General features: G+C 71.7%; 25 protein-coding genes. 13 read left to right on the forward strand and 12 right to left on the reverse strand.

Annotated elements, in window-relative coordinates:
• Positions 1–51: 51 nt before the first annotated feature.
• Both AB0946_RS07005 and AB0946_RS07010 read right to left on the reverse strand, forming a co-directional pair.
• On the reverse strand, positions 52–771 hold the full coding sequence (locus AB0946_RS07005) for a DUF4328 domain-containing protein (RefSeq protein ID WP_366759560.1): 720 nt from the start codon (positions 769–771) through the stop codon (positions 52–54).
• A 144-nt stretch (positions 772–915) separates the two neighbouring features.
• Positions 916–2,547 carry a glycoside hydrolase family 20 protein gene (locus AB0946_RS07010; protein WP_366759822.1) on the reverse strand — a complete coding sequence of 544 codons (1,632 nt, stop codon included), beginning with the start codon at positions 2,545–2,547 and terminating at the stop codon, positions 916–918.
• A 195-nt stretch (positions 2,548–2,742) separates the two neighbouring features.
• Between AB0946_RS07010 and AB0946_RS07015 the strand changes: the two genes are divergently transcribed.
• The 8 genes from AB0946_RS07015 (at position 2,743) to AB0946_RS07050 (ending at position 9,032) form a co-directional block, all read left to right on the forward strand.
• Positions 2,743–3,318, forward strand: coding sequence for a 2-oxo-4-hydroxy-4-carboxy-5-ureidoimidazoline decarboxylase (locus tag AB0946_RS07015; RefSeq protein ID WP_366759561.1), 576 nt, complete (start codon positions 2,743–2,745; stop codon positions 3,316–3,318).
• 191 nt (positions 3,319–3,509) lie between these two features.
• Complete coding sequence (sdhC, locus tag AB0946_RS07020; protein ID WP_037856824.1) at positions 3,510–3,890, forward strand: succinate dehydrogenase, cytochrome b556 subunit; 381 nt, start codon at positions 3,510–3,512, stop codon at positions 3,888–3,890.
• Positions 3,891–3,895: 5 nt separating this feature from the next.
• A complete protein-coding gene (locus tag AB0946_RS07025; protein ID WP_366759562.1) occupies positions 3,896–4,378 on the forward strand; it encodes a succinate dehydrogenase hydrophobic membrane anchor subunit in 483 nt (160 codons plus the stop codon).
• A 19-nt stretch (positions 4,379–4,397) separates the two neighbouring features.
• The gene (gene sdhA / locus AB0946_RS07030; RefSeq protein ID WP_171153439.1) at positions 4,398–6,152 is read left to right on the forward strand and encodes a succinate dehydrogenase flavoprotein subunit; all 1,755 of its coding nucleotides are present in this window, start codon (positions 4,398–4,400) and stop codon (positions 6,150–6,152) included.
• Entirely contained in the window at positions 6,152–6,931 is a 780-nt protein-coding gene (locus AB0946_RS07035; protein ID WP_171153441.1) for a succinate dehydrogenase iron-sulfur subunit, read from the forward strand. Before sdhA ends, AB0946_RS07035 begins: the two co-directional genes overlap by 1 nt.
• A 162-nt stretch (positions 6,932–7,093) precedes the next feature.
• Positions 7,094–7,504 carry a VOC family protein gene (locus AB0946_RS07040; protein ID WP_366759563.1) on the forward strand — a complete coding sequence of 137 codons (411 nt, stop codon included), beginning with the start codon at positions 7,094–7,096 and terminating at the stop codon, positions 7,502–7,504.
• Between the two features lie 73 nt (positions 7,505–7,577).
• Positions 7,578–8,324 (forward strand): TetR family transcriptional regulator, encoded by a 747-nt coding sequence (locus AB0946_RS07045; protein ID WP_366759564.1) that lies wholly within the window; start codon positions 7,578–7,580, stop codon positions 8,322–8,324.
• Positions 8,325–8,414: 90 nt separating this feature from the next.
• The gene (locus AB0946_RS07050) at positions 8,415–9,032 is read left to right on the forward strand and encodes a Uma2 family endonuclease (RefSeq protein ID WP_366759565.1); all 618 of its coding nucleotides are present in this window, start codon (positions 8,415–8,417) and stop codon (positions 9,030–9,032) included.
• Here the strand turns inward: AB0946_RS07050 and AB0946_RS07055 are convergent, their stop codons facing one another.
• The 3 genes from AB0946_RS07055 to AB0946_RS07065 all read right to left on the reverse strand — a co-directional run bounded on the left by AB0946_RS07055 (position 9,033) and on the right by AB0946_RS07065 (position 12,660).
• The gene (locus AB0946_RS07055; protein ID WP_366759566.1) at positions 9,033–10,577 is read right to left on the reverse strand and encodes an ABC transporter substrate-binding protein; all 1,545 of its coding nucleotides are present in this window, start codon (positions 10,575–10,577) and stop codon (positions 9,033–9,035) included.
• Positions 10,578–10,805: 228 nt separating this feature from the next.
• Complete coding sequence (locus AB0946_RS07060; protein WP_366759567.1) at positions 10,806–12,404, reverse strand: metallophosphoesterase; 1,599 nt, start codon at positions 12,402–12,404, stop codon at positions 10,806–10,808.
• A 16-nt stretch (positions 12,405–12,420) separates the two neighbouring features.
• Positions 12,421–12,660, reverse strand: a complete 240-nt coding sequence (locus AB0946_RS07065) for an SCO4848 family membrane protein (RefSeq protein WP_171153452.1) — start codon at positions 12,658–12,660, stop codon at positions 12,421–12,423.
• 91 nt (positions 12,661–12,751) lie between these two features.
• Here AB0946_RS07065 and AB0946_RS07070 point away from each other — a divergent pair, with 91 nt between their 5' ends.
• Entirely contained in the window at positions 12,752–14,011 is a 1,260-nt protein-coding gene (locus AB0946_RS07070) for a D-alanyl-D-alanine carboxypeptidase (protein ID WP_366759568.1), read from the forward strand.
• On the opposite strand, the gene AB0946_RS07075 is transcribed toward AB0946_RS07070, so the two are convergent.
• Positions 13,959–14,870 (reverse strand): YihY/virulence factor BrkB family protein, encoded by a 912-nt coding sequence (locus AB0946_RS07075; protein ID WP_366759569.1) that lies wholly within the window; start codon positions 14,868–14,870, stop codon positions 13,959–13,961. The two genes, AB0946_RS07070 and AB0946_RS07075, sit on opposite strands and share 53 nt — an antisense overlap.
• A gap of 85 nt (positions 14,871–14,955) precedes the next feature.
• Between AB0946_RS07075 and AB0946_RS07080 the strand changes: the two genes are divergently transcribed.
• Positions 14,956–15,711 (forward strand): SDR family NAD(P)-dependent oxidoreductase, encoded by a 756-nt coding sequence (locus AB0946_RS07080; protein WP_366759570.1) that lies wholly within the window; start codon positions 14,956–14,958, stop codon positions 15,709–15,711.
• Positions 15,712–15,729: 18 nt separating this feature from the next.
• Here the strand turns inward: AB0946_RS07080 and AB0946_RS07085 are convergent, their stop codons facing one another.
• The 3 genes from AB0946_RS07085 to AB0946_RS07095 form a co-directional block, all read right to left on the reverse strand.
• On the reverse strand, positions 15,730–16,314 hold the full coding sequence (locus tag AB0946_RS07085; protein ID WP_366759823.1) for a 2'-5' RNA ligase family protein: 585 nt from the start codon (positions 16,312–16,314) through the stop codon (positions 15,730–15,732).
• A 149-nt stretch (positions 16,315–16,463) separates the two neighbouring features.
• Positions 16,464–17,480: a tryptophan--tRNA ligase gene (gene trpS, locus AB0946_RS07090; protein WP_366759571.1), complete on the reverse strand. Its 1,017-nt coding sequence runs from the start codon at positions 17,478–17,480 to the stop codon at positions 16,464–16,466.
• A 122-nt stretch (positions 17,481–17,602) separates the two neighbouring features.
• The gene (locus AB0946_RS07095; RefSeq protein WP_366759572.1) at positions 17,603–19,057 is read right to left on the reverse strand and encodes a glycine hydroxymethyltransferase; all 1,455 of its coding nucleotides are present in this window, start codon (positions 19,055–19,057) and stop codon (positions 17,603–17,605) included.
• Positions 19,058–19,283: 226 nt separating this feature from the next.
• On the opposite strand from AB0946_RS07095, the gene rocD reads away from it, so the two are divergent.
• On the forward strand, positions 19,284–20,492 hold the full coding sequence (gene rocD / locus AB0946_RS07100) for an ornithine--oxo-acid transaminase (RefSeq protein ID WP_366759573.1): 1,209 nt from the start codon (positions 19,284–19,286) through the stop codon (positions 20,490–20,492).
• Positions 20,493–20,542: 50 nt separating this feature from the next.
• Here the strand turns inward: rocD and AB0946_RS07105 are convergent, their stop codons facing one another.
• Positions 20,543–21,004, reverse strand: coding sequence for a nuclear transport factor 2 family protein (locus AB0946_RS07105; RefSeq protein ID WP_366759574.1), 462 nt, complete (start codon positions 21,002–21,004; stop codon positions 20,543–20,545).
• Positions 21,005–21,142: 138 nt separating this feature from the next.
• Here AB0946_RS07105 and AB0946_RS07110 point away from each other — a divergent pair, with 138 nt between their 5' ends.
• Positions 21,143–21,724, forward strand: coding sequence for a TetR/AcrR family transcriptional regulator (locus AB0946_RS07110; protein ID WP_366759575.1), 582 nt, complete (start codon positions 21,143–21,145; stop codon positions 21,722–21,724).
• Positions 21,725–21,799: 75 nt separating this feature from the next.
• Here AB0946_RS07110 and AB0946_RS07115 read toward each other — a convergent pair whose 3' ends face one another.
• Together AB0946_RS07115 and AB0946_RS07120 are read right to left on the reverse strand one after the other, a co-directional pair.
• The gene (locus tag AB0946_RS07115; protein WP_366759576.1) at positions 21,800–22,984 is read right to left on the reverse strand and encodes a glutathionylspermidine synthase family protein; all 1,185 of its coding nucleotides are present in this window, start codon (positions 22,982–22,984) and stop codon (positions 21,800–21,802) included.
• Between the two features lie 13 nt (positions 22,985–22,997).
• A complete protein-coding gene (locus tag AB0946_RS07120) occupies positions 22,998–23,402 on the reverse strand; it encodes a hypothetical protein (protein ID WP_366759577.1) in 405 nt (134 codons plus the stop codon).
• Between the two features lie 123 nt (positions 23,403–23,525).
• Between AB0946_RS07120 and AB0946_RS07125 the strand changes: the two genes are divergently transcribed.
• Positions 23,526–24,347: a hypothetical protein gene (locus AB0946_RS07125; RefSeq protein ID WP_366759824.1), complete on the forward strand. Its 822-nt coding sequence runs from the start codon at positions 23,526–23,528 to the stop codon at positions 24,345–24,347.
• The last annotated feature ends 198 nt before the right edge of the window (positions 24,348–24,545 follow it).

Here is a 24,545-nt window from a genome sequence, read left to right on the forward strand (position 1 = left end):
GCGGGAGTGTCACAGCGCAGGCTTTCGGCCAAAGGAGGCAGCGGCGGGCGGTCAGCCGGAGACGGGGGCCGGCAGCTCGCCCGAGAACACCTTGCGCTCCTGCATACGGGTCAGCCGGACGACCACCACGATGGCGAGGACGGCCGCCGCGATGTCGATCGCGTCGGAGAACAGCGTCACCCGGGCGGCGTCGCTCAGTTCGACCGCCGTCTCGGCGTTCCGGGAGGAGGTGTACGCGTACCGGCCCGCGAGGAGGCTGATGATCCACAGCGTCCACCAGGCGTTGACCGGCGTGTGCCCCGACCGCGCGCCCCAGGGGGCGCTGGCGTCCCAGCTGTCGGCGACGATCCGGCGCGGGAACCAGAGGTTCACGACCGGGCAGAACCAGCCGCCGATCGTCCAGCCGCGCTTCATCCGGTGCCGGGAGGCGTCGAACACCTCGGCGTTCACCCGGACCCGCCACAGCCAGCACAGGTAGACGACCGTCGTGGCGACCAGCGCGACGATCTGGGAGACGCCGGCCACCGCGTAGAGGGCGTCCGCGCGGTCGGCCCGGTCGACGACGCCGGCCCCGGCGGCACCGTCGGCGATGTCGCCGGTGACGTCGAGTTCCAGCAGGTCCGCGAAGCAGGCGAACAGGTCGGTGGCGATGACCAGCCCGAGCAGTGCGGCGGTGGCGCGGGCGAGCGCGGCCGGTGAACGCAGCCAGGCGCCGCCGGGCGGGGCGGCGTACGGCGGCACGGGCATGGGCGCGGGCATGGGTGAGGTCATGAAGGAGTTCCCCCGGGAAGACGAGATCCGAGACGGCACGGCTCTCCCCGAGCCGGCGCCTGAGTACGGGTGCCGCCGCGCGGGCGAACACGCGAGCGGACACCGGAACATAAGGTCGGACGCCGCCGTGCGTCCACTCGGTTCTCAGCCCAGCCGGTCCGCCAGATTCCTGAAGTCCGCCCAGGACAGCGCGGGCGTGCCGGGATCCCACAGCTTCTGCGCGGTGGCCCGCAGCGGCATCCGGATGCCGGCGGCGACCTGCGCCTCGGTCTGCGCGTGCGGGAAGTCGGACCACACCGCGAAGGAGCCGCCGAGGATCTGCCCGTCGTAGCGCTCCGGCACGGCGGTCGTGCCGCGCAGCACGCGCGGGTTCCACTGCTCGTAGATGCGCTGTCCGGTCGGGTAGACGAAGGTCTGCGGCTGTCCGAGCACGTAGTAGAGGAACTCGTCGTTGTAGTTGAGCACCTTCCGTCCCGCGCTCAGGTACTCCACGGGCTGCCGGGCGCCGATCTCCTTGCCGGTCCAGTAGGCGACCTGGATGTCCGGGCCGGGCCGCACGGAGGTGTTCCGGTAGAAGCCGTCGTTCCAGGCGCGGACGGTCCGGTCGTGGGCGCGCACGGTGGCGGCGCGGTCGTCGAGCCAGCCGGTGGCCAGGTCGGCGACGGTCGCGTTTGCGCCGAAGGAGCGCCGGGCGGCGGCGGCCAGCCGGGGGTAGGAGGCCTGCGGGTCGCGGACGGTCAGCGCCTGGTACTCGTCCCCGCCCAGGTGCCACCGGCCGCCGGTGAAGAGCCCGGCGTACTCGTCGAGCAGGTCGTCGACGATCCGCGCGGCGGCGTCCTTCGAGATGTCGACGGCACCCCGCGTCGCCGCGCCGCTCGCGTTGCGCAGCTGGAGGTCCGGGTGGGCGGCGATGACGGCGCCCAGGTGCCCCGGCGAGTCGATCTCGGGGACGACGGTGATGTGCCGGCTGTCCGCCAGCGCGACGATCTTCCTGACCTGGGCCTTGGTCAGGTGGTCCGCGGAGACGATCTCGGGGTGGCTGTCGGACGCGATGCGGAAGGCCTGGTCGTCGGAGAAGTGCAGGCCCAGCTCGTTGTACTTCAGGTCGCCCAGCTCGCGTATCCGGTCCTCGATCCAGGTCTCGCTGTACGGCTTGCGTGCGATGTCCAGCATGAACCCGCGCACCGGCTTGGCGGGCTCGTCCCGTACGACGCCCTCGGGTGCCGTACCGCCGCCGTGGACCTCCTGCTTCAGGGTGCGGGTGCCGTAGAACACGCCGGCCTCGCCGGGCCCGCTGATGTCGACCCGCCCGCCGCGGACGGTCATGGTGTACGACTCGTCGTTCCCGCCCCCGTCGCCGAGCGCCAGCCGTACGTCGCCCGCCCGTACGTCGTCCCGCTCCCCCGCGTAGCGCAGTCCCAGCTCCCCGGCGACGAGCCGCCCCTCGTCGGCGAGCTCGGGGTCGCTCACCACCACCCGCCCGCCCGGCCGCGGTGTCCAGCCGGGTCCGCGCGCCGGGGTGTGGGAGCGCACCGCGGGTATCGTGCGCGGCGCCCGCGACAGCGGATAGGAGCGGCTCGGGCTGGGACTCGCCGACGGTGTGCCCGGATCGCCGGAGCCGGTACCGGTGCCGCCCACCCGCCCGGACGACGACTGCCGCGCGCCCGCGTCCGGCTGTCCGCCGCCCCCGTCCGAGACGGCCCACACGGCGACACCCGTGCCGAGCGCGATGGTCCCGACGAACGCGGCGGCCACCACCGCCCGCTTCCGCGTCACCTGCCGCGCCGGGCCCCGGCGCCTGTGCCTGTGCTGGATCACCCTGCCAACGTACGACCGATCGTCCGCCCGGCTGTCATCCAAGCGTTTGGAAACTCTCCCGTCCGGGTGAATTTCAGGCATCCCTCGGACACAGCGTGACCACTCTCGATAACCTGACGTCACACTTTTCACAGCATCCCCTGCCACACCACTGTGACGCGAGGACCCACGCTGCCCGCCCACCGCCTGCCGTATCTCCCCACACCCCTCGACGCCTTCAACACCGCGCCCGCGGACGAGGCCCGCGCCCTTCTCCAGCACTGCCTGCACAGCCTGCGCTGGTCGCACCGGATCGCCGACCACCGTCCCTACCCCGACCTGGACGCCCTGCTGGCCGCGGCGGACGAGGCGGCGTACGACCTCTCCCCCGGCGATCTGGCCGAGGCCCTGTCCGGCGAGTCCCTCCCCGAGCTTCCCGAGGACACCTACTCGGCGGCCCACATGGCCCTGAGCGCCGCGCACGCCGCGTACGAGGCCCGATTCGGACACGCGTTCGTCATCTACCCGGGCGACGCCGCGCCGGACGAGGTCATCGACCACATCCTCGAAGCGATCCGGTCACGATTGGCGAACGATCCCGAGGAGGAACGGGTGGTGGCGGCGGACGAGCTCCGCCGCCTCGCGCGGGGACGGCTGCTGGCCCTGCTCAGCGGCGCGGGGCTGTGTTCGATTTGTGGCCGCCGCCACGTGGCCGCGACCAGCCCAAACACCCCCGCACCCGGCAAATGAGAGTCGAACCCGCCTCGCCGACGGCCCCCGCTAGCCCAACCGCGTGCCACTTTGATCACACCGGTAGGCCCCCCGTAAGCACCACGGCGGCACGTGGATACCATGCAGAGGGCCGGTGGACCGTACCCGGCCGGGCCCGACCGACAGTGAAGCCGGCGCGGCCCTAGTCCCCGCTCCCGGAGGGTTCTTCCGTGCCGGCTGGAACGCTGTACCGCGGCCGGGAAGGAATGTGGTCCTGGGTGGCTCACCGAGTCACCGGCGTCCTCATCTTCTTCTTCCTGTTCGTTCACGTGCTGGACACCGCTCTCGTGCGTGTCTCCCCCGAGGACTACGACAAGGTCGTAGCCACGTACAAGACGCCGATCGTCGCGCTGCTGGAGTACGGCCTCGTCGCCGCCATCCTCTTCCACGCGCTCAACGGCCTGCGCGTCATCGCCGTCGACTTCTGGTCGAAGGGCCCGCGCTACCAGAAGCAGATGTTCTGGACCGTGATGGGTGTCTGGATCGTCCTGATGGCCGGGGCGATCTACCCGGTCCTCGGCCACGCCGCCCGTGTTCTCTTTGGGAGCTGACGCCGATGTCCACCACTGAAACCACCGCGTCCGGAGTCGGCCCCGTCGAGGGCGCCCCCGTCTACACCGTCGACAACCCGGCCCCGCTGATCGAGGCGCCGCGCAAGCGGACCAAGAAGTCCCCGAAGTCGACCCGGGGCAACTTCGAGCTGGCGGCCTGGCTGTTCATGCGGCTGTCCGGCGTCGTCCTGGTCGTCCTGGTCCTCGGCCACCTGCTGATCCAGCTCGTGCTGGACGGCGGCGTGTCCAAGATCGGCTTCGCCTTCGTGGCCGGCCGCTGGGCGTCCCCGTTCTGGCAGGTCTGGGACCTGCTGATGCTGTGGCTGGCGATGCTGCACGGCGCCAACGGCCTGCGCACGATCATCAACGACTACGCGGAGCGCCCGAACAGCCGGCTGTGGCTGAAGGGCCTGCTCTACACCGCCACGGTGTTCACCATCCTGCTGGGCACGCTGGTGATCTTCACCTTCGACCCGAACATCCGCTAGGCACGGGGCTGCGAGAAACATGAAGATCCACAAGTACGACACCGTCATCGTCGGCGCCGGCGGCGCGGGCATGCGCGCCGCCATCGAGGCGACGAAGCGCAGCCGCACCGCGGTCCTGACCAAGCTCTACCCCACCCGCTCCCACACGGGCGCCGCGCAGGGCGGCATGGCCGCCGCGCTGGCCAACGTGGAGGAGGACAACTGGGAGTGGCACACCTTCGACACGGTCAAGGGCGGTGACTACCTGGTCGACCAGGACGCCGCCGAGATCCTGGCGAAGGAGGCCATCGACGCCGTCCTCGACCTGGAGAAGATGGGCCTGCCGTTCAACCGGACGCCGAACGGCACCATCGACCAGCGCCGCTTCGGCGGTCACAGCCGCAACCACGGCGAGGCCCCGGTCCGCCGGTCCTGCTACGCCGCGGACCGCACCGGCCACATGATCCTCCAGACGCTGTACCAGAACTGCGTCAAGGAGGGCGTGGAGTTCTTCAACGAGTTCTACGTCCTGGACCAGCTGATCACCGAGGTCGACGGCGTCAAGCGGTCGGCCGGTGTGGTGGCCTACGAGCTCGCCACCGGTGAGATCCACGTCTTCCAGGCCAAGGCCGTCATCTACGCCTCCGGCGGCACCGGCAAGTTCTTCAAGGTGACGTCGAACGCCCACACGCTGACCGGTGACGGTCAGGCGGCGGTCTACCGGCGCGGTCTCCCGCTGGAGGACATGGAGTTCTTCCAGTTCCACCCGACCGGCATCTGGCGCATGGGCATCCTGCTCACCGAGGGCGCCCGCGGTGAGGGCGGCATCCTGCGCAACAAGGACGGCGAGCGCTTCATGGAGAAGTACGCTCCCGTCATGAAGGACCTGGCGTCCCGTGACGTCGTCTCCCGCTCCATCTACACGGAGATCCGCGAGGGCCGTGGCTGTGGTCCCGAGGGCGACCACGTCTACCTCGACCTGACCCACCTGCCGCCGGAGCAGCTGGACGCCAAGCTGCCGGACATCACCGAGTTCGCGCGGACCTACCTCGGCATCGAGCCGTACACGGACCCGATCCCGATCCAGCCGACCGCGCACTACGCGATGGGCGGCATCCCGACGAACGTGATGGGTGAGGTCCTGGCGGACAACACCACGGTCGTCCCGGGCCTGTACGCGGCCGGCGAGGTCGCCTGCGTGTCCGTGCACGGCGCCAACCGGCTCGGCACCAACTCGCTGCTGGACATCAACGTCTTCGGCCGCCGCGCGGGCATCGCCGCCGCCGAGTACTCGGCGAAGGCCGACTACGTCGAGCTGCCGGACGCCCCGGAGTCCTTCGTCGTCGAGCAGATCGAGCGGCTGCGCACCTCCACCGGCAACGAGCGGGTGGCGACGATCCGCCGCGAGCTGCAGGAGACCATGGACGCCAACGTCATGGTGTTCCGCACCGAGCAGACGATCAAGACGGCGGTCGAGAAGATCGCCGAGCTCAAGGAGCGCTACAGGAACGTGGCGATCCAGGACAAGGGCAAGCGTTTCAACACGGACCTGCTGGAGGCGATCGAGCTGGGCAACCTGCTCGACCTGGCCGAGGTCATGGCGGTGTCGGCCCTCGCCCGCAAGGAGTCCCGCGGTGGTCACTACCGCGAGGACTACCCGAACCGCGACGACGTCAACTTCATGCGCCACACCATGGCGTACCGCGAGGTCGGCGCCGACGGCTCGGAAACCGTCCGTCTCGACTACAAGCCGGTCGTCCAGACCCGCTACCAGCCGATGGAGCGTAAGTACTGATGGCTACCCCTGTTCTGGACAAGGCGGACGCGGCCGGCCAGCCCGAGCCCGGTTTCGCCGACTCCCCCTACATCACGGTCACCTTCCGTGTCCGCCGGTTCAACCCGGAGGTCGCGGCGGAGGCCACCTGGGAAGACTTCCAGCTGGAGATCGACCCCAAGGAGCGGGTCCTCGACGGCCTCCACAAGATCAAGTGGGACGTCGACGGCACCCTCACCTTCCGCCGCTCGTGCGCGCACGGCATCTGCGGCTCGGACGCGATGCGGATCAACGGCAAGAACCGCCTCGCCTGCAAGACGCTGATCAAGGACATCAACCCCGAGAAGCCGATCACGATCGAGCCCATAAAGGGCCTGACGGTCCTGAAGGACCTGGTCGTGGACATGGAGCCGTTCTTCCAGGCGTACCGGGACGTCATGCCGTTCCTGGTCGTCAAGGAGACGAACGAGCCCACCCGGGAGCGCTACCAGTCCCCGGAGGACCGCGAGCGCTTCGACGACACCACGAAGTGCATCCTGTGCGCGGCCTGCACCTCGTCCTGCCCGGTGTTCTGGAACGACGGCCAGTACTTCGGTCCGGCCGCGATCGTGAACGCCCACCGCTTCATCTTCGACTCGCGTGACGAGGCCGGCGAGCAGCGGCTGGAGATCCTCAACGACCGCGACGGCGTGTGGCGCTGCCGCACGACCTTCAACTGCACGGACGCCTGCCCGCGCGGCATCGAGGTCACCAAGGCGATCCAGGAAGTGAAGCGCGCGCTGATCACGCGCCGCTACTGAGCCACGGCCACGCCTGAGGCACTCGGGCCCCGCCCCCGGTTCCGCACCGGGGGCGGGGCCCTGCCTGTGCGTCCCGGGCGACGGGTCCACCCGGGGCCCCACCGGACGTCCGCTCCGGTGGGGCTCCTCGCTTCCCGGCGGTAAGGATCCTAATGTGACGACATGTCAGACGAAGAGTCGTACGAACTGCTCGGTTTCGACAACGTGCTGCTCCCCGTCGGCGACCTCGGCGAGGCCGTCGCCTTCTACGAGCGGGCCGGGTTCGCCGTGGGCTTCCGGTTCGACGAGGGCGGGATCGCACAGCTGAAGGTCGGCGCGGAGACGCCCGGCATCCTGCTGCGCGCGGAGGAGGAGCTGCGGCGGCGGACCCCGTCCTGGCCCTCGCCACGCGTCTGGCTGGAGGTGCCGGACGCTCGGGCGGCTGCGCGGGAGCTGGCCGCCGCCGGGATCGAGACCCTGGACGAGGTCTTCCCGGTGGCTACCGGCTGGACGGTGGAGATCGCCGATCCCTGGGGCAACATCCTCGGTTTCACCGACTACACCAAGCGCCCGGCACTGGGCCGCAGACCCTGAGGCGGTCCTGCCGGCGCCCGGCGTGGCCGCCGTCCTGCTCAGGGGCGCGCCCGTCACTCGTTAGGCTCCTCCCGTGCCCGCGAAGAACGACGGTCCCGAGGCGGCCGGCCCCCAGAGCAGCAAGTCCGAGCAGACCCGTGCGCTGATCCTGGAGACCGCGATGCGGCTGTTCCAGGAGCGCGGGTACGACAAGACGACCATGCGGGCCATCGCCAAGGAGGCCGGGGTCTCCGTCGGCAACGCCTACTACTACTTCGAGGGCAAGGAACACCTGATCCAGGGCTTCTACGACCGGATCGCCGCCGAGCACCAGGCGGTGGTCCGGGAGGTCCTGGACCGGGAGACCGACCTGGAGGCGCGGCTCGCGGGCGTGCTGACCGCGTGGCTGGACATCGCCCGGCCGTACCACGAGTTCGCGGTGCAGTTCTTCAAGAACGCCGCCGACCCCGACAGCCCGCTCAGCCCCTTCTCTCCGGAGAGCGAGCACGCGCGCGAGCAGGCCGTCAGCGTGCACCGGGAGGTGCTGGCCGGATCGAGGTCCAAGGTCGCCCCCGAGCTGCGGGACGTGCTCCCGGAGCTGATGTGGCTGGCCCAGATGGGCCTGGTCCTGTACTGGATCTTCGACCGCACGGAGGGGCGGGAGCGCAGTTACCGGCTGGCGCGGCGGGGGGCCCGCCTGACCGCCCGCGGTGTCTCGCTGGCCCGGTTCCGGGTGCTGCGGCCCCTGGTCCTGGAGATCCACGAGCTGTTCACGGACTTCCTGCCGGGGATGACGAAGGTCCTGACGGACCCGGGTCGGGGCGGCCGGGAGGGCGAGTGATCACTTTCGGGTGAAGGCCCGGGAACAGGACGTCCGGGGTGCCGGCTGCCTACGATGATGTTCTCGACACCAGCCCCTAGGAGGCACGCGATGTCCGCTGCATCCGTCGAGCAGCCCTTCGACGCCGACGAGCCGTTCTCCCTCACGGCCATCGCCGACGAGATCATGGAGCGCCATCCGGGCTACCGCGTCGAGATCATCGGAGGCCATCTCCTCGTGACCCCTTCACCGGATGCCCCCCACGCCCGCGTTCTGACCGATCTCATGATCCCGTTCCTCGCCGCCGGACTGCACGGCGCGGAGACCGAGGTGCTCCAGAGCGTCGCGATCAAACTCCCGACCGGGGCCGAGGACTACTGCATCCCCGACCTGGTCGTCGTGGACGCCGACATCGACGACCACTTCATCGAGAACAACGCCTACGACCCGGTCTGCTTCCGCCTGGTCCTGGAGGTCACCTCCGGCAACTGGCGGGACGACCTGAAGACCAAGGTCGGCGCGTACGCCGAGGCCAAGGTGCCCGTCTACCTCGTGGTCGACCGCAAGCACCAGCGGCTCCACGTCCTCACGGAGCCCACCGGGAGCGAGTACGCGAACCACCGTGTCCACGCCCCCGGCGAGACCGTGACGCTGCCCGACTCGATCGGTGCCGAGGTGGCGCTCGACGTGGAGCAGATCATCAAGGCCGGGCAGAAGAAGGCCGACTGATCAGATCCAGGTCAGGCGCCACAGGCGGAACACGCCCGTGCCGTCCGACAGGTACTGGCCACCGCCCACGTCCTCGGTGCTGACCACGTACTCCTTGCGCTGCCAGAGCGGGATCAGCGGGACGTCCTCGGCCACGTCCGTCTGGATGTCCTTGAAGTCCTTCGCGGCACGGGTGCGGTCGGCGTACTGCCGGCTGTCCAGGATGAGGTGGTCGACCAGCTTGTTGCTGTACCCGGTGCTCATCGTGGAGCCGGTGCCGACGAGCGGCCCGCCGAAGGTGTCCGGGTCGGGATAGTCGGCGACCCAGCCGACCGCCCAGGCGTCCATCTTCCCGGCGGCCCAGCGCTTCTGGAAATCGGTCCACTCGTAGCCCTTGACGTCCACCTTGAACAGGCCGCCCGCCTCCAGCTGCTTCTTCAGCTCCGCGGACTCCTCCGCGCCCGCGCCCCGGCCGGTGCCGTAGCCGAGGGTGAAGCGGACCGGCAGGCTCACCCCGGCCTCGGTGAGCAGCCGGCGCGCCTTGTCGGTGCTCTGGCGCGGGTAGGAGTCGAAGAACGAGGTGGTGTGCCCGGTGATGCCCGTCGGGATCAGCGAGTACAGCGGGTCGACCGTGCCCTCGTACACCGTCAAGGCGAGCTGCTCACGGTTGACCAGCCAGGCCATCGCCCGGCGCACCCGTACGTCGTGCAGCGGGGAGCCGGAGCGGGTGTTGAGGTACAGGTTGCGGGTCTCGGCGCTGTCGGACTCGGTGACCCGCTGCCCGGGGTCGCTCGGGTTCAGGCCGGAGAGCACGCCCGGCGGCAGGGTCCGGGTGGCCACGTCGACCTCCCGGCTCTTCCAGGCCCGGTCCAGCTTGGTGGAGTCGGCGTAGTAGCGCAGCTCGACCGGGCGGCCGACGCCGCTCAGATAGCCCTTGTAGTGCCCGTTCGGCGCGAGGTCGGCCTTCTGGTCCTTGGCGTACCCGGTCAGCGTGTACGGGCCGGTGCCGTCGACGGCGGTGCCCGTGCGCAGGGCGTCGGCCGGGTACTTGTCCTTGTCCACGATCGAGCCGGCGCCGGTGGCGACCTTCTGCGGGAAGGTGGCGTCCGCGGACGACAGGTGGAAGGTGACGGTGTGCTCGTCGTCGGCGGTCACCGAGGCGAGCGTGTCGAACAGGGACGCCGGGCCGACATCGGAGTTGATCTTCTTGACCCGGTCGAAGGAGTACTTCACGTCCTGCGCCGTCATGGCGCGCCCGCTCGGGAAGGTGATCCCGGAGCGCAGGGTGCACCGGTACGTCCTGAGGCCGCTGCCCACGAACGTGCAGCTCTGCGCCGCGTCCGGGACGGGCTCGACCCCGCCGGGCTCGAACGTCAGCAACGACTGGAACACGTTGCTGAACAGCGCCCAGGAACCGGCGTCGTAGGCGCCGGCCGGGTCGAGTGCGGTGACCGCGTCCGTCGTACCGACGGTGATGGTCTTGTCCTTGTCCTCCTGCGACGGCAGCAGTTGCCAGCCGCCGATCCCCACGACGACCAACACGAGCAGTGTCACGAGAATCCGCATGCGAACAGATCGCATGGTGGTGCCCTCCCCAGGCCCGTCAGGGCCCTACCCCTGGCCAGCATGAATCGGCCACTCCCCTAAGTGGCGCGGCTCACCTAACCACACCGGTTTCGCCGTGGGGAAGGGCTTTCTGACCAGTTGTGCAAGAACTTACCGAGGGGTGGTTTCCGCCGGGTTTCACAGCTCGTCCACAGGCGTGGGAGCGGTTCCGGTCACATGGGTGCCGGCTCACGCGCGGGTGGCGGCCAGTTCGATCACCGTCACGTCCGACGGCGCCCCCACACGCGTGGGCGGCCCCCAGGCGCCCGCGCCCCTGCTGACGTACAACTGCGTGTCGCCGTAGCGGTCCAGACCGGCGACCGTCGGGTTGGCCGCGGCGGCGATGAGGCTGCCGGGCCAGAGCTGACCGCCGTGGGTGTGGCCGGAGAGCTGGAGGTCGACGCCGTGGCGTACCGCCTCGTGGATCTGCACCGGCTGGTGGGCGAGCAGCACGCACGCGCGTGCCGGGTCCCGGTCGTCGAGCGCCCTGGCGAAGTCCGGGCCCTGGCCCTCGCTCTCGCCCTGGACGTCGTTGACGCCGGCCAGGTCGAAGTACGGCAGCGCGGTGCGTTGGTTCTGGAGCGGGTGCAGGCCGAGGTCGCGGACCTCTTCGACCCACTGCTCGGCGCCGGAGAAGTACTCGTGGTTGCCCGTGACGAAGTACGCGCCGTGGCGGGCGCTGAGCCGGGCGAGGGGGGCGGCGGCCGGGCCCAGGTCCTTGACGCTGCCGTCGACCAGGTCGCCGACGACCGCGATCAGGTCCGGCCGGGTGGCGTTGACCGTGTCGACGACCCGCTGCGCGAAGCCCCGGCCGAGGACGGGGCCGAGGTGGATGTCGCTGACGACGGCGATGCGGAAGCCGTGGGCTGCTCGCGGGAGTTTGCTGAGCGGTACTGTGACGCGTCTGACCCGGGGGCCCTTCAGGACTCCGTAGGTGCCGTGGCCGACGGTCGCCACGGCGGCGGTGGTGGCCGCGCCGGCGAGGAGGCGGGCGACGACGAGCCGCCGCGTGGGCCCCTGGCCACCCGGCACCCCGGCGACCGCCCCAGGAGGCTCCGCCCCCTGCACCCCGGCCACCCGACCCGGTCGTCCGGAAGCCGAGGGCACGGGGTCCGGGCTCCGGCGGTCGAGAGGCGAGGGCACGGGGTCCGCGCTCGGATGACCGGGAGGCGAACCCGCGAGGTCCGGGCTCGGATCACCGGGAGGCGAGCCCGCGAGGTCCGGGCTCGGATCACCAGGAGGCGAACCCACGGGGTCCGCGCTCGGATCACCGGGGGGCGAACCCACGAGGTCCGCGCTCGGGCCGTCGAGAGGCGTGCCCACCGAGTGCGGGCTGGGACGACCCGAAGACGAGCCCGCGGGGTCCGCGCTCGGGCGGTCCAGAGGCGCAGCCACGGAATCCGCACTCGGCCGGCCCGAAGACGAGCCCGCGGGGTCCGGGATCGGGTGGGAGGGAGGCGAGGTCGTCGGGGGTGTGGTGCGGCGGGTGAGGAGGGGACGTAGGGCCTCGGTCGCCAGGACCGCCAGGAGCAGGTACAGCGCCAGGGCCATCCACAGGAAACCCGGCCAGGCCAGGGCTCGCTGGAGCCGGAAGGGGGCGCCCGAGCGTTCGGCGACCAGGGCTCCGACCGTCAGGATCGGGCCGGTGACGAACAGCGCGGTGCCGGCGCGGCGGGCCGGGCCCGGGCCCCGCGTGGTGTCGCGGACCAGGCGCCGCCACACGTACCAGTGCAGGCCCGCCACGACGGCCAGGCCGGCCAGGGCGACGAGCGCGAGGACGATGACCACCCCGACCGGTCCCCCGCTATGAATTCCGGCGCAGTGCGCGCAGACCGCGCAACCCGAGGACCCCGATGACCGTCCCCAATACGAAGGAGACGACCGCCAGCAGCAGATGCACCCAGAAGTACGCGGTCGGGTGGCCGTCGTCGAAGGCGAGCCCGCTGCTGTCCTTGACCAGGTTCTTGATGAAAGTGACCCAGATGACCCAGGACCACACCCCGAAGGCGAGCAGGAACCAGGACACCGGGCGGCTGAGCTTCATGGGTCCAGTATCGCCGTCCCGTGTCCGGTTCCGTGCCGGGGGTGGGAGGCGACGCGGGACTTCGCCGTCGGGTACGGGTACGTTCTCGGTCGTGCCCGCACCGAACACGACCGTCAGGCGATCCCTGCTGGTCACCTCCGCCACCCTGCTGTCCCTGTCCGTCACCGCGCCCGCCGCCCTCGCCGCGCCGACCCCCTCGACGAGCCCCACGGCCACACCCCCGGCCCAGATGTCCACCGTGGGCGGCGCCCGGCTCGGCATGCCGGGCACGCAGGTCAACCTGGCCCCCGGCGTGCCGGTCCTGCCCAAGGACCTCACCGCCCGTTCCTGGATCGTCTCCGACGCCGAGTCCGGGGAGGTCCTCGCCGCGCACAACGCGCACTGGCGGCTGCCCCCGGCGAGCACGCTGAAGATGCTGTTCGCGGACACCGTGCTGCCCCGGTTCCCGCGGAGCACCGAGCACAAGGTGGTGGCGTCGGACCTCAAGGGCGTGGGCGTCGGCTCCAGCGTGGTCGGGATAAAGGAGGGTGACATCTACTCCGTCCACGACCTGTGGCTCGGGGTCTTCCTGCGCTCGGGCAACGACGCCGTGCACGTGCTGTCCCGGATGAACGGCGGCATCAGGCAGACCGTCCAGGACATGCAGGACCACGCCGGGGAACTCCAGGCCCTGGACACGACCGTGGTCTCGCCGGACGGGTACGACGCGCCGGGGCAGGTGTCGTCGGCGTACGACCTGTCGCTGTTCGCCCGTTCCGGGCTCCAGAAGAAGGACTTCCGCGACTACTGCTCGACGGTGAGCGCGAAGTTCGGCTCCGCCGAGATCCGTAACACCAACCGGCTGCTGAGCGGCGACACCGACGTCCCCGTCTACCAGGGCATCGCGGGCGTGAAGAACGGCAACACCACGCACGCGGGCGCCACCTTCACCGGGGTCGCCGAGCGCAACGGCAAGGTGCTGCTGGTCACGGTGATGAACCCGGCCAAGCGCGAGCACAACGAGGTCTACAAGGAGACGGCGAAGCTGTTCGACTGGGGCTTCCAGGCCGTCGGCAAGGTCAACGCGGTGGGCGAGCTGGTGCCGCCGAGGAGCGCCTCCTCGGCGACTGCGCGGCCCGGCACCGGAACGGCCACCGCCCAGGAACCGGTGCAGGGGTCGGGACAGGCGGCCGGGACCGGCGGTACGGGGTCGAAGCCCGTGGCGAGCGCGACCGCCGGGTCCGGTTCCCGCGGGGCCGGGATCGCCCTGGCCGTCGCGGGCGGGCTGCTGGTGCTGCTCGGGGGCGGGGCGTTCCTGGTCAACCGCCGATGGCCGCTGCCGGACCTGATGCGCCGTCGGGCGCGTCCCTGAGCCCCGCCGCCTCCTTGCTCGGCGTCGCCGTCCAGGAGGCGCAGAACAGGACCAGTTTGGCCGTGAAGTTGATCCACAGCAGCAGTGCCACGGGGACGCCGAACGCGCCGTACATGCTCTTCGCGGCGACTCCCTGGATGTAACCGCTGAGGAGCAGCTTCAGCAGTTCGAAGCCGACCGCGCCGAGCAGCGCCGCGACCAGCAGGCGGCGGCGCGGCGGCTCGACCCCGGGCAGCAGGGTCAGGACGTAGAGCAGGACGAGGAAGTCGGCGAGCACGGCGACGGCGAACGCGGCGATCTGCAACAGGACGCTTCCCCAGCTGTGTTCCTCCAGGCCGATCTGCCGGGAGACCAGGCCGACGGCGGCCGAGGCGAGGGTGGACGCGGCGAGGGTGAGCAGCAGGGCGCCGCCGAAGCCGAGCAGGATGACGGCGTCCTTGGCCTTGGTGACGACCGGGTTCTCCTCGCGGTCCGGCAGCTCCCACACCGCGCGCAGGCAGTCCCGGACCTGGCCGACCCAGCCGATGCCCGTGAACAGCAGGACCGCGCCCGCGATGACGCCGACCGTGCCCGCGTTCTGCACCAGGGAGGTGAGGTCCAACTGCTCGGAGAGGCCCGGGAACTGGTCGGCGATCCGGTGCTCCACGGTCTTCTGGCGGGCCGGGCTGAGCGTGGCGGCGGTGATGGCGGCGGCCACGGTCAGCAGCGGGAACAGCGCCACGAAGCTGACGAACGTCATGGCGGCGGCGAGGCGGGCCCACTTCACCCGGTCCAGCCGCTCGTAGCAGCGCCACGCGTGCGTGAGCATCAGCCGGGCGACGATCGGCCCGACGCCGGGGAGCCTCTTCAGCCAGTCCATGGTGCGACTGTGCCCGCTGTCCAGGGGCGTGAACACCGCGTTTCTTCAGCAGAACGGTCATATGCGGGCGATACGGTCAGTTGTCATGAAGGACGCCACCGCTCTGCCCCAGTCCCTGCTCGTCCTCGGCGGCACCTCCGAGATCGCGCTGGCCACCGCGCGCCGGCTGATCGCCCGCCGCACCCGCACGGTGTGGCTGGCGGGCCGCCCCTCCCCGGCCCTGGAGAACGCCGCCGGAAGCCTGCGCGCGCTCGGCGCGGACGTGCACACCACCGCCTTCGACGCGCTCGACCCCGAGTCCCACGAGGAGGTCCTCGGCAAGGTGTTCGCCGGCGGGCCCGTCGACATGGTGCTGCTCGCCTTCGGCATCCTCGGCGACCAGGCGCACGACGAGCGCGATCCGGTGCGGGCGGTGCGGGTCGCCCAGACCAACTACACCGGGGCCGTCTCGGCCGGCCTGGTCGCCGGGCGCGCCCTGCAGAACCAGGGCCACGGCTCCCTCGTCGTGCTGTCCGCCGCCGCCGCCGAACGCGCCCGCCGCGCCGACTTCATCTACGGCTCCAGCAAGGCCGGCCTCGACGTCTTCGCCCAGGGCCTCGGCGACGCCCTGCACGGCACCGGCGTCCACGTCATGGTCGTACGCCCCGGCGCGGTCCGGGCGGGAAGGCCGGCCGGCGGGATGCGCACACCGTTCGCCAGTACCCCGGAGGCGGTCGCCACGGCCATCGAACTGGGCCTGCGCCGCCGCTCGGAGACGGTGTGGGTGCCGGGCGCGCTCCGCCCGCTGATGGCGGCCCTGCGGCACGCGCCCCGCTTCGTCTACCGCCGGCTGATGGCCTAGCGCCCTGGGCCGGTGGCCCTAGCGGCTGGCGATCGTGCCCCGTTCCACTTCCGTGTGGCCCGGCTGGGGCGGGACCACCGGCCCCCCGAAGGCGTACTCGCACAGCTTGCGCCAGACGCCGTCGGCGCCCTGCTCGTACAGCGCGAAGCCGGTGCAGGGCCACTCGGCCTCGAACTCCGCCAGGTCCTCGAAGGCGCGGTCCATGGCCGCCTCGTCGATGCCGTGCGCGACGGTGACGTGCGGGTGGTACGGGAACTGCAGCTCGCGCGCCACCGGCCCGGAGGCGTCCCGGATGCGCTGCTGGAGCCAGGCGCACGCGTCGGCGCCCCGGACGACACGGACGTAGACCACCGGCGACAGCGGCCGGAAGGTGCCGGTGCCGGACAGCCGCATCGGGAACGGCCGGCCCGAGGTGGCGACCTCGGCGAGGTGCGCGTCGATCGCCGGCAGGTCGGCCTCGTCCACCTCGGTCGGCGGCAGCAGCGTGACGTGCGTGGGGATGCCGTGAGCCGCGGCGTCGCCGAAGCCCGCGCGCCGCTCCTGGAGCAGGCTGCCGTGAGGCTCCGGGACCGCGATCGACACGCCGATCGTTACGGTCCCCACGTCGTCTCCTGTCGTCGCGTCTGTCGTCTTCTCGGCCGTCTCGTCCCGGCCGTCGGCTATCGACTGTACGGCCACGGATGTCCTTCGGGCAGGCGCGGCGGAAGTGATGTGCAGCGCTCTGCCCGGGCGGACCCGTGCGGTCGTACGCCTCAGTGCTTGGCCGGGAGGAAACCCACGCGGTCGTACGCCTGCGCGAGGGTCTCGGCGGCGACGGCACGCGCCTTCTCCGCGCCCTTGGCGAGGACCGCGTCGAGCGTCTCGGAGTCGTCCAGGTACTGCTGGGTGCGCTCGCGGAACGGCGTGACGAACTCGACCATGACCTCGGCGAGGTCCGTCTTGAGCGCGCCGTACATCCTGCCCTCGTACTCCTGCTCCAGCTCCGCGACCGTCCTGCCGGTGAGGGTGGAGTAGATGGTGAGGAGGTTGGAGACGCCCGGCTTGTTCTCGGCGTCGTAGCGGATCACCGTGTCGGTGTCGGTGACGGCGCTCTTGACCTTCTTGGCCGTGGCCTTCGGCTCGTCGAGGAGGTTGATGAGGCCCTTCGGCGTGGACGCCGACTTGCTCATCTTGACCGTCGGGTCCTGGAGGTCGTAGATCTTCGCCGTCTCCTTGAGGATGTACGGCTTCGGGATCGTGAAGGTGTCGCCGAAGCGGCCGTTGAAGCGCTCGGCGAGGTCGCGGGTCAGCTCGATGTGCTGGCGCTGGTCCTCGCCGACGGGCACCTCGTTCGCCTGGTACAGCAGGATGTCCGCGACCTGGAGGATCGGGTACGTGAAGAGGCCGACGGAGGCGCGGTCGGCGCCCTGCTTGGCGGACTTGTCCTTGAACTGGGTCATGCGGCTGGCCTCGCCGAAACCGGTGAGGCAGTTCATGATCCAGGCGAGCTGGGCGTGCTCGGGGACGTGGCTCTGCACGAAGAGCGTGCAGCGGTCCGGGTCCAGTCCGGCGGCCAGCAGCTGGGCGGCGGCGAGCCGGGTGTTGGCGCGCAGCTCCTTCGGGTCCTGCGGCACCGTGATCGCGTGCAGGTCGACGACCATGTAGAACGCGTCGTGGGACTCCTGGAGGGCCACCCACTGGCGGACGGCGCCGAGGTAGTTGCCGAGGTGGAACGAGCCGGCGGTGGGCTGGATGCCGGACAGCACGCGGGGACGGTCAGCGGAAGCCATGCTGCCCATTCTCTCATCGGCTGGGGTGTCGTCGGCCCGAGAGGTGGGGGTGGCGCGGTTGTGTGCGGAACCGCGGACCGGCCGGGACCGGTCCGCGGTTCGCGGCGCCCTTCGGGGGCGCGTCAGCCGAGGTCGACCTCCGGGTAGAGGGGGAAGCCCGCCACCAGGTCCGTCGCCCGCTGGGAGATCTCCTGGGCGACCTTCTCGTCCAGGACGTGGGCCGCCTTGGAGGGGGCGCCGGACTTGGTGGTGCCCGGCTCGGTGGTGGTGAGGACGCGGTCGATCAGGCCCGCCACCTCGTCCATCTCCGCCGTGCCGAGGCCGCGGGTGGTGAGCGCCGGGGTGCCGATGCGGATGCCGGAGGTGTACCAGGCGCCGTTGGGGTCGGCCGGGATGGCGTTGCGGTTGGTGACGATGCCGGAGTCGAGCAGGGCGGCCTCGGCCTGGCGGCCGGTGAGGCCGTAGGAGGTGGCGACGTCGATCAGGCAGAGGTGGTTGTCGGTGCCGCCGGTGACGAGGGTGGCGCCGCGGCGCGTCAGGCCCTCGGCGAGGGCGCGGGAGTTGTCCACGATGCGCCGGGCGTAGTCCTGGAAGGCGGGCTGCCGGGCCTCGGCCAGGGCGACGGCCTTGGCGGCCATGACGTGCGGGAGCGGGCCGCCGAGGACCATCGGGCAGCCGCGGTCCACCTGGTCCTTGAGGGAGTCGTCGCACAGGACCATGCCGCCGCGCGGGCCGCGCAGCGACTTGTGGGTGGTCGTGGTGACGATCTGGGCGTGCGGGACCGGGTCGAAGTCGCCGGTGAGGACCTTGCCCGCGACCAGGCCGGCGAAGTGCGCCATGTCGACCATGAGGGTGGCCCCGACCTCGTCGGCGATCTCGCGCATGATCCGGAAGTTCACCAGGCGGGGGTACGCGGAGTAGCCGGCGACGATGATGAGCGGCTTGAACTCGCGGGCCTGGGCGCGCAGCGCCTCGTAGTCGATCAGGCCGGTGGCCGGGTCGGTGCCGTAGGAGCGCTGGTCGAACATCTTGCCGGAGATGTTCGGGCGGAAACCGTGGGTGAGGTGGCCGCCGGCGTCCAGGGACATGCCGAGCATGCGCTGGTTGCCGAAGGCCTGGCGGAGCTCGGCCCAGTCGGCCTCGGTCAGGTCGTTGACCTGGCGGGCGCCGGTCTTCTCCAGGAAGGGCGCCTCGACGCGGTCGGCGAGGACGGCCCAGAAGGCGACCAGGTTGGCGTCGATGCCGGAGTGCGGCTGGACGTAGGCGTGGCGGGCGCCGAAGAGTTCACGGGCGTGTTCGGCGGCGAGGGACTCGACGGTGTCGACGTTGCGGCAGCCGGCGTAGAAGCGGCGGCCGACGGTGCCCTCGGCGTACTTGTCGCTGAACCAGTTGCCCATCGCGAGCAGGGTCGCCGGGGAGGCGTAGTTCTCCGAGGCGATCAGCTTGAGCATCTCGCGCTGGTCGGTGACCTCCTGGCCGATGGCGTCGGCGACGCGCGGCTCGACCGCGCGGATCACGTCGAGGGCGGCACGGAAGGCGGTCGACTCGGTGGAGGGAGAGACGGAATTCTCGGGCATCGGGGACCTCCGGACGGTGTGCGTACAGCGTTCACGTTCGGCCCAGGCGCACGGCACTCTTCCCGCTCGGGCCGCTCCCTGATGGTCCGTCCCATCCCAGCGCGCCAGTCACGGCCCGCTCGTCAGCCTACCGGGCGCGCCGCGCGGGGCAGGTCCCGCGTCCACCATGCGAGCGAGGATAAGAAGGAGGTCACCGTCGGGTCCGAGTCGTCTGAAGGGAGAGGCCGTGACCGCTGCGCAGGACCTCATCGCCGCCGCCGGCGCGCACTGCGCGCCCACCTACGACCCGCTGCCGGTGGTGATCGCCACGGGCGAGGGTGCGTGGCTGACGGACGTGGCGGGACGGCGGTATCTGGATCTGCTGGCCGGCTACTCGGCGCTGAACTTCGGGCACGGCAACCGGCGGCTGGCCGAGGCGGCCCGGCGGCAGCTGGACCGGGTGACGCTGACCTCCCGCGCCTTCCACCACGACCGGTTCGCCGCGTTCTGCGCGGAGCTCGCGCAGCTGTGCGGGATGGAGATGGTGCTGCCCATGAACACGGGCGCGGAGGCGGTGGAGAGCGCGGTGAAGACGGCCCGGAAGTGGGGGTACCGGGTGAAGGGGGTGCCCGCGCAGATGGCGAAGATCGTCGTGGCGGGCGGCAACTTCCACGGTCGCACGACGACGGTCATCAGCTTCTCCACCGATCCGGAGGCCCGTGCGGACTTCGGGCCGTACACCCCGGGCTTCGAGATCGTGCCGTACGGGGACCTGACCGCGATGCGGTCGGCGCTCACGGAGAACACGGTGGCGGTGCTGCTGGAGCCGGTCCAGGGCGAGTCGGGGGTGATCGTGCCGCCGGCCGGTTATCTCGCCGGGGTGCGGGAGCTGACCCGTGAGCGAAACGTCCTCTTCGTCGCCGACGAGATCCAGTCGGGCCTGGGGCGCACCGGGCGGACCTTCGCGTGCGAGCACGAGGGGGTGGTGCCGGACGTGTACCTGCTGGGCAAGGCGCTGGGCGGCGGGATCGTGCCGGTGTCGGCCGTGGTGTCGAGCGCGGCGGTGCTCGGGGTGTACCGGCCGGGCGAGCACGGGTCGACGTTCGGCGGCAACCCGCTGGCCTGCGCGGTGGCGCTGGAGGTGATCGCGATGCTGCGGACCGGGGAGTACCAGGAGCGGGCGGCGCGCCTCGGCGAGCGGCTGCACGGCAGGCTGGGAGAGCTGCTCGGCACGGGCGGGGCGACGGCGGTGCGGGGGCGGGGGCTGTGGGCCGGGGTGGACGTGTCCCCGGCGGTGGGCACCGGGCGGGAGGTCTGCGAGCGGCTGCTGGCCCGCGGGGTCCTGGTCAAGGACACCCACGGGCCGACCGTCCGGATCGCGCCGCCGCTGGTGATCGGCGAGGAGGACCTGGACTGGGGGGTGGATCAGCTCCGGGCGGTGCTGGCCGGGGGCTGATCAGGGACGGTGGCCGTTCGGGGACGGGGTCCGGTCGGGACGGGGTCCGGTCAGTGGAGCGGGAAGTCGGCGCCGTGCTCGTCGGCGGGCCGGGGGCCGAAGATGCGCCGGTCGGACTCCTCGATGGCCACGTCGTTGATGCTTGCCTCGCGGCGGAGCATCAGGCCGTGCTCGTCGAACTCCCACAGCTCGTTGCCGTAGGAGCGCCACCACTGGCCGCCGGCGTCGCGGCACTCGTACTGGAAGCGGACGGCGATGCGGTTGTCGTGGAAGCTCCACAGGCCCTTGCGCAGCGCGTAGTCCCGCTCGCGCTCCCATTTCTCGGTGAGGAAGGCGACGATCTCGTCGCGGCCGGTGACGAACCGGTCCCGGTTCCGCCAGACGGAGTCGGGGGTGTAGGCGAGGGCCACCCGGTGGGGGTCGCGGGTGTTCCAGGCGTCCTCGGCCGCCTGCACCTTCTGGCGGGCGCTCTCCAGGGTGAACGGCGGGTAGGGCGGGCGGTCTTCGGACACGGTGACCTCCTGGGGTCGGTGTGCGGGGAGAACGGCGTCGGGGGCGGTGCCGGCACATGTCGGGAGCGTCGAGAACGAGCGTTCTCCATCGATGCGGCTACGATAGAGAACGTCCGTTCTCAACGTCAAGGAGCCACGATGCCCGCCGCCGTCACCGAGGAACAGAACCGCCTGGACCGCGCGGCGCTCCTGGACGCGGCGGAGAGGCTCTTCTACGCGCACGGCATCCAGGCGGTCGGCATGGACCGGGTCCGCGAGGCCTGCGGACTGCCCCTGAAGCGCATCTACCGGCTCTTCGCGACCAAGGAGGACCTGGTCGTCGCCATGCTCAGGCACCGCGACCGGCGCTGGCGCGCGGACCTCGCCGCCCACGTGGAGAGCGTCCAGGACCCCCGCGCACGGGTGCTCGCGGTCTTCGACTGGCTCGCCGCGTGGTTCGCCGAACCCGGCTTCCGCGGCTGCGCCTGGATCAACGCCCACGGCGAACTCGGCTCGTCGTCCGCGCCCGTCCTCGCGGAGGTCCGCGCCCACAAGCGGGCCTTCCACGACCAGCTGGCGGCCTGGGTCCGCGCCACGGGCGCGCCGGTGGCCGAACCGGTCTTCCTGCTCGCCGAGGGAGCCATCGTCACCGCGGCCGTCACCGGCGACCCGGCGCCGGCGCGGCACGCGCGGGCGGCGGTGGAGACGCTGCTCGGGGGCGCCCCCGCGAGCCCGGCATGATCCGCTCCCGCGCCGTCGAGGCAGTGGGGGAGCCCGCAGGGCGACGCGCGGAGGACGCGCATCGCCGGACAGGCCCTAGAGGATCACATGGGGCAGGAAGCGGGCGTACTCGTCGGTGATCAGGCCGGTGGACTCGCGGATGCCGAGGCCCGCGGGTTCGTCCCGGACCACCCAGGCGCCCAGGACCACGTGGTTGCCGTCGAAGGCGGGCAGGGGGGCCAACTGCTGGTAGCAGCAGGGCTCGTCGCGCGGGACGGCCGGCGATCCCGGCTCGTGGACCGTGACGCCCTCTCCCTCGCGGCCCAGGAGGGGCTTGGCCACGTAGCCGGCCGTGCGGGTCAGCTCGCGGGGGCCGTCCAGGTAGGCGGGGAGGAGGTTCGGGTGGCCGGGGTACAGCTCCCAGAGGATCGCCAGGAGCGCCTTGTTGCTCAGGAGCATCTTCCAGGCCGGTTCGATCCACAGGGTGCTGCCGGTGCCGCCGCCGTTGTCCAGGGTGTCCAGGACGTGTCCGCCGAAGGCGTCGGTGGTGAGCCACTCCCAGGGGTAGAGCTTGAAGATGCCGCGGATGAAGCGGAGCCGGTTGTCGACGAAGCGGCCGGACAGGCTGTCCCAGCCGATCTCCTCCATGGCCAGCCAGTCGGTGGCGAGGCCGGCCTGCTCGGCGGTCTCCTTCAGGTAGGCGACCGTCATCAGGTCCTCGCCGAGTTCGTCGGCCGAGGAGTGCGCGAAGTGCAGCGGGCTGCCCGCAGGCAGCAGCGCGGACTGGGCGCGCCAGGCGTCGACCAGGCGTTCGTGCAGGGAGTTCCACTGGTCCGCGCCGGGGAAACGGTCCTCCATCCAGAACCACTGCGGGGAGGCGGCCTCCACCAGCGAGGTCGGGGTGTCGGCGTTGTACTCCAGCAGCTTGGCCGGCCCCGTGCCGTCGTAGCGCAGGTCGAAACGGCCGTAGACGGACGGGAGTTCGGCACGGCGGTGCCAGGCCTCGGCGACCGCGGCGGCCACCCGCGGGTCCGTGATGCCGAGGTCCGCGAGGCGGTTCTCGGACACCAGGTGCCCGGCGGCGGCCAGGCACATGCGGTGCAGCTCCTCGACGGTCTCCTCCAGCGCCTCCACCTCCTCCAGGGTGAAGACGTAGTAGGCGCTCTCGTCCCAGTAGGGGCGCAGCGAGCCGTCGGGGTGGCGGGTGAGCGGGTACACCAGGCCCTGCGCCTCCACGGTCTGCTGCCAGCCGGGGCGGGGGGTGGTGGTACGGCGTTCCATGCGCGTGTTCCGGTCAGCCGCCGGAGCTGCCCTTGCCACCGCCGAAGCCGCCGCGGTGGACTCCGCCGCCTCCGCCGTGGTGGTCGTCGTCATCGTCGGACGAGCCGCCCGAGCCCTTGCCGGGCTTGGTGAAGGAGCCGCCGTCGACCCAGCCGTTCTTCTCCTTGCCCTCGTAGTACCAGGCGGCGTCGGTCTTCTTCCTGAGGGTCGTCTTCCTGCCCGCCGTCTTCCCGGACCCGCCCGTGGTCTTGCAGTTCTTGTCCGAGACGACCTTGTACCCCTTGGCGAGGTTGTAGCTGTCCCGGTCGACGCAGCGCTTGTCCGGTTCGGACGAGCAGGCGGTGAGCGCGGCGGCCAGCAGGCCCACGCCGCCGAGGACGACCGTGCCGGAGCGCAGTGGTCGTCGGGTGCGGTCCATCGTGTGTCTCCCCCGTCGGATGCGGATGCCGTGTTCGGCGGCCAGCCTAGAGATCGGTGTGAGTGTTCCCCCCGTCGGGTCTTTCATCTGCCCCTCGCCTAGAGTCACTTCGTGCTGTTTGGAATGGTGTGCGCCGTTGGTGCGGCGGTCTGCTTCGGTACGGCGACGGTGTTGCAGGCGGTGGCCGCGCGGGCGGCGGGCGCCGAGGGGGGTGGCGGCGGGGACGCGGCGCTGCTGCTGCGGGCGCTGCGGCAGTGGCGGTACCTCGCCGGTCTCGCGCTGGACGGGCTGGGGTTCCTGCTCCAGATCGCGGCCCTGCGCTCGGTGCCGATCTACGCGGTGGGCGCGGCGCTGGCGGCCAGCCTCGCGGTGACGGCGGTGGTGGCGGCGCGGCTGCTGCGGGTCCGGCTGAGCGGGGTGGAGTGGGCCGCCGTGGGCGTGGTGTGCGCGGGGCTCGCGATGCTGGGACTGGCCTCGGGCGCCGAGGGCGACCGGGGCGGGCCGGACTGGCTGCGGTACGCCATGGTCGCGGCGGCGGTGGGCGTGCTGCTGCTCGGCGGGGTCGGCGGGCGCCTGTCCGGCCGGACCCGGGCGCTGCTGCTGGGGCTCGGTGCCGGGTTCGGGTTCGGGGTGGTGGAGGTCGCGGTACGGCTGATCGACTCGCTGCGGCCGGGGCCTCTGCTGGGCAACCCCGCCGCCTACGCGCTGCTGCTCGGCGGCGCCGCCGCGTTCCTGCTGCTCACCTCGGCACTCCAGCGGGGCTCGGTGACGACCGCGACGGCCGGGATGGTGCTCGGTGAGACGATCGGGCCGGCCGCGGTGGGGGTGGTCTGGCTCGGGGACCGTACGCGGGAGGGGCTGGGGTGGCTCGCGGCGCTGGGCTTCGCGGTGGCCGTGGCGGGGGCGCTGACGCTGGCGCGGTTCGGGGAGGCGCCGACGGAATAGGTGCCGTGCGGCCTCACGGGGCGGGGGCGCCGACGCCGGCCCTGGCGCCGTCCGGTCAGGCACCGGCGGAACAGGTGCCGTGCGGCCTCACGGGGCGGGAGCGCCGACGCCGGCCCTGGCGCCGTCCGGTCAGGCACCGGCGGAACAGGTGCCGTGCGGCCTCACGGGGCGGGAGCGCCGACGCCGGCCCTGGCGCGG

This window comes from Streptomyces sp. NPDC046870, assembly GCF_040704595.1.
GTDB classification, from domain to species: domain Bacteria; phylum Actinomycetota; class Actinomycetes; order Streptomycetales; family Streptomycetaceae; genus Streptomyces; species Streptomyces argyrophylli.